At 65.4% G+C, this 3754-nt stretch carries 3 protein-coding genes and 1 pseudogene; 3 read left to right on the top strand and 1 reads right to left on the bottom strand.

The annotated features are described in order from the left end of the window. The first annotated feature begins 187 nt into the window (after positions 1-187). The 3 genes from pabB to VQ045_RS21335 are packed head-to-tail and all read left to right on the top strand — an operon-like array spanning position 188 to position 3007. Positions 188-1570 (top strand): aminodeoxychorismate synthase component I, encoded by a 1383-nt coding sequence (pabB, locus tag VQ045_RS21345; protein ID WP_331831549.1) that lies wholly within the window; start codon positions 188-190, stop codon positions 1568-1570. Continuing rightward, positions 1567-2163, top strand: coding sequence for an anthranilate synthase component II (locus VQ045_RS21340; protein WP_331831548.1), 597 nt, complete (start codon positions 1567-1569; stop codon positions 2161-2163). Before pabB ends, VQ045_RS21340 begins: the two co-directional genes overlap by 4 nt. Continuing rightward, complete coding sequence (locus VQ045_RS21335; protein WP_331831547.1) at positions 2144-3007, top strand: aminotransferase class IV; 864 nt, start codon at positions 2144-2146, stop codon at positions 3005-3007. Before VQ045_RS21340 ends, VQ045_RS21335 begins: the two co-directional genes overlap by 20 nt. A gap of 146 nt (positions 3008-3153) precedes the next feature. Here VQ045_RS21335 and VQ045_RS21330 read toward each other — a convergent pair. Beyond that, a pseudogene (locus VQ045_RS21330) lies at positions 3154-3543 on the bottom strand (dihydrofolate reductase); the annotation flags it as partial. Positions 3544-3754 lie beyond the last annotated feature (211 nt).

The following is a 3754-nucleotide window of genomic DNA, read 5'->3' as shown; positions in this document are numbered from 1 at the left end:
TATCTCTCGTCATGGCGTTGCTCTCCTCAGTGGAATCGGCACCCCGAGCCTAACGGCTCAAGGCGGGCAACGCCGCCCACTTCAGAGTTTCAACAGAGACCGGGACATTCCCTTGCGGTCAGCCCCGATCGTTAGTGCGGCTGTGGCCCCGTTTGACGCGCGCACGCGCTTCTGGGCAATTGCCGTCATGGTCTACGAAGAGATCGATCCCCTGGCGCCGGACGTCGCGGCGGCCCGCCTCAGGCCGCTCGGCGGCCTCGCCTTCCTCGACAGCGCCATGCGGCACGCGACGCTGGGCCGCTACGCCTATGTCGCAGCCTCGCCTTTTGCCCGCTTCGCCGTCGACGCGGGCGGCGCGATGGTGGACGGACGCCGGCTCGAAGGTGCCCCATTGGCCGCGCTGGATGCGACCCTGCGGCAGTATCGCACCGAGGCGGTCGCCGGCCTGCCACCGTTCCAGGGCGGTACCATCGGGTTCATCGGCTATGACTTCGCGCATCATCTGGAGCGGCTCGCGACGCCGCCGGATCTCGATCCGGAGGTGCCGAGCCTGCGGTTCAACCTTTACGACACGATTCTTGCGTTCGATCTCGTCGACGATCGGGCCTTCATCATCGCGTCCGGCCATCCCGCCGACGAGGCGAACCGCGAGCGTCACGCACATGCGCGGATCGCGGCGTACAAGGCGGCGCTCGCGACACCGGCATCCGCATCTTCCGGCTCGCCTGCACCCGCTCTCGACTGGCGTTCGAACTTCTTCGCCGCCGACTATCACGCGGCGATCGAACGGGTGCGCGACTACATCCTCGCCGGTGATGTCTATCAGGCCAACATCGCCCAGACCTTCGAGGCAACCCTGCCTGACGGCTTCGATCCATTTCAGCTCTATCTCAAGCTGCGGCGCAGCAATGCCGCCCCCTTCGGTGCCTTTCTCGACTACCCTGATCTCGCCATCGCCTCGTCCTCGCCGGAGCGGTTCCTCAAGCTCGCCGGACGGAGGGTTGAAACCCGCCCGATCAAGGGGACGGCGAAACGCGCGGCCAATCCGGCCCACGATCGGGCGCTCGCGGCGGCGCTGCTGGCATCCGAGAAAGACCGGGCTGAGAACGTGATGATCGTCGACCTGCTGCGCAACGACCTGTCGCGTGTCTGCGAAGCCGATTCCGTCGCGGTGCCGGTCTTGTGCGGTCTGGAAAGCTACGCATCGGTGCATCACCTCGTCTCGGTCGTCACCGGCCGCCTACTTGAAGGCATAACGCCGGGCGATCTCATCGCCGCGACCTTTCCGGGCGGTTCGATCACCGGAGCGCCGAAAATCCGCGCGATGGACATCATCACCGAGATCGAGAAGACCGCGCGAGGCCCCTATTGCGGCGCCATCGGCTATCTCGGCTTCGACGGCGCGATGGATCTCAACATCGCCATCCGCACGGTCAGCTTCGCCGACGGCAAGGCACGCCTCGCCGCCGGTGGCGGCATCACCGTTCTGTCCGACCCCGCAGCCGAATACGAGGAAACCTTCACCAAGGCGACTCGCGTCCTCGCGGCGTTCGAGGACGATGCCGGATGATCCTCGTCATCGACAACTACGACAGCTTCGTTTTCAACGTCGCCCGCTATCTCGACCGACTGGGCGGCCACACGCAGGTCGTGCGCAACGACTCGCTGACATTGGCCGACATCGAGGCGTTGCGGCCGACGTCGATCATCGTTTCCCCCGGCCCCTGCACGCCGGCCGAGGCGGGAATCTCACGCGATCTAGTTCGCGCATTCTCCGGCCGCCTTCCCATCCTCGGCGTCTGTCTCGGCCATCAGGTGATCGGCGAGGTCTTCGGCGGCACCGTGATTCGCGCGATGAAGCCGATGCACGGCCGGGCCTCGGAACTCCATCATGGTGCGACGGGCTTGTTCGAGACAATGCCAAGCCCGACGACTGTGGGGCGCTACCATTCGCTGATCGTCGAGGAGACACCGGCGATGCTGGAGAGCCTGCGTGTCGACGCGCGCTCGCCGGAAGGCGAGATCATGGCGCTTTCCCATCGCGCACACCCGACCTATGGCATCCAGTTTCACCCTGAATCGGTGCTGAGCGAACAGGGCGAACTGATCTTCAAGAACTTCCTGACCCTCGCTGAGGCTTGGCATGACCGACATCTGGCTTAACGGCGCCTTCGCCCCGTGCGACGGCGCGATCGCGGCCAACGACCGGGGGCTGCTCCTCGCGGACGGCGTATTCGATACCGCGCTGGTTCTCGGCGGTCGGGTGTTTCGCATGGACGACCATCTCGACCGCCTTGCCGGCGCTGCCGGACTCCTGGAGATCCCGGTGGCACGAAACGATCTGCAGTCCGCCATGTCCGCGCTGGCGGAACGACAGGTCAACGGCTCGATCCGGCTCACTCTCACGCGTGGGCCGGGACCACGTGGCATCGCCCTCCCCCCGGACCCGCGTCCGACCATCCTCGGCTCGTCCGCGCCGCTGACGCCGAGCGCGATGTTCTCGGCGACCCGCCTGGATGTGTCCTCGATCCGGCGCAATGAGACCTCGCCCACCACACGGATGAAATCACTGGCGTATCTCGATGCGGTCCTCGCCAATCACGCGGCCCGGCAGGCCGGCGCCGACGAGGCATTGTTCCTCAACACCAAGGATCGCGTTGCGTGCTCGGCGCTCGCCAACGTGTTCGTGCTCAAGGACGGGGAACTGTCGACCCCGCCACTTGCCGACGGCGTTCTCGAAGGGATTACCCGCCGCTGGGTTCTCGCTCATGCCGCAGAATTCGGCCTAGCCGGTCGCGAACGCTCGCTCGGGCTTGCCGATCTTGCGGGCGCCACGGTGTTCCTGACCAACAGCCTGCGGCTGATCTCGCCCGCGACGCTCGATCCGTCGACCATCCGACAGCCGGATGGTCCTCTCACCCCTTTGATGATCGGGCTATGCCAGGCCATCGCAGGCGAATGCGGCATCGATCCTCGGGAGTTGGGCGCAGCCGTCGCGCCGCACTGACGGAGACGGCGCTCCACTCGGCCGCATGGCTCAGCCTCGCCGGTTGCCGGCCGCGACGAGCCAGGCGGGATTAAACCAGGTGTCGGCTTCGCCGTCATAGGGCAGCGTATTGATGTCCCAGTGCCGGACATAAGGCGCGTAGACATCCCANCGAGCCAGGCGGGATTAAACCAGGTGTCGGCTTCGCCGTCATAGGGCAGCGTATTGATGTCCCAGTGCCGGACATAAGGCGCGTAGACATCCCAGACGGCCGGCCCTCCCCCAACATAAACGACGCGGTTGGGAAAGCGGGAGAGCACTTCCTGCGGATCATCCGACGAGCGAATCTCGACGATGACCCGGTCGTTCTTGGCAAAGCTTGGAAAGGAGGCGACCGTCTTCGGTCCGGCGATCAGCACATGGCCGCGGGTGATCTCGAAAAAACGCTCGACGTCCTCGGTATAGACCCGCTCCGGCCGCCTCTCCCACGGCAACTGGCCGCCCAGGCCGAGTTGTCCGCTGCGACCGATCGCGCAGATGACCCGCACATCCGCCATTTGTCCACTCCTTCCGTGTCCGCATTTCGGGCAAAGGCACCACCACGCGCGACATGGCGAGCCTCGGCCGAAAAGATTCGCCAAGAGGCGCCGACAAGGAGGGGATGTCCCGAAGTTTGTTGAACTTCGTTGAGCGGCGATGCCGGGTTGAACGTTACGCGGCCCTCGATGCAGGGGCAATGAACTTTTCGGCATTTTGGCGCTGATGGGC

The sequence above is a fragment of the Aurantimonas sp. E1-2-R+4 genome, from assembly GCF_036549515.1.
Taxonomy (GTDB): Bacteria; Pseudomonadota; Alphaproteobacteria; order Rhizobiales; family Rhizobiaceae; genus Aurantimonas; species Aurantimonas coralicida_A.
Note: the sequence above shows the minus strand (reverse complement) of the source record. Positions and strands in the feature narration are given on the sequence as shown.

Coding starts and splice junctions, on each gene's coding strand:
- VQ045_RS21335 (WP_331831547.1), top strand. CDS start 2,144: ATGACCGACATCTGGCTTAACGGCGCCTTCGCCCCGTGCGACGGCGCG.
- pabB (WP_331831549.1), top strand. CDS start 188: ATGGTCTACGAAGAGATCGATCCCCTGGCGCCGGACGTCGCGGCGGCC.
- VQ045_RS21340 (WP_331831548.1), top strand. CDS start 1,567: ATGATCCTCGTCATCGACAACTACGACAGCTTCGTTTTCAACGTCGCC.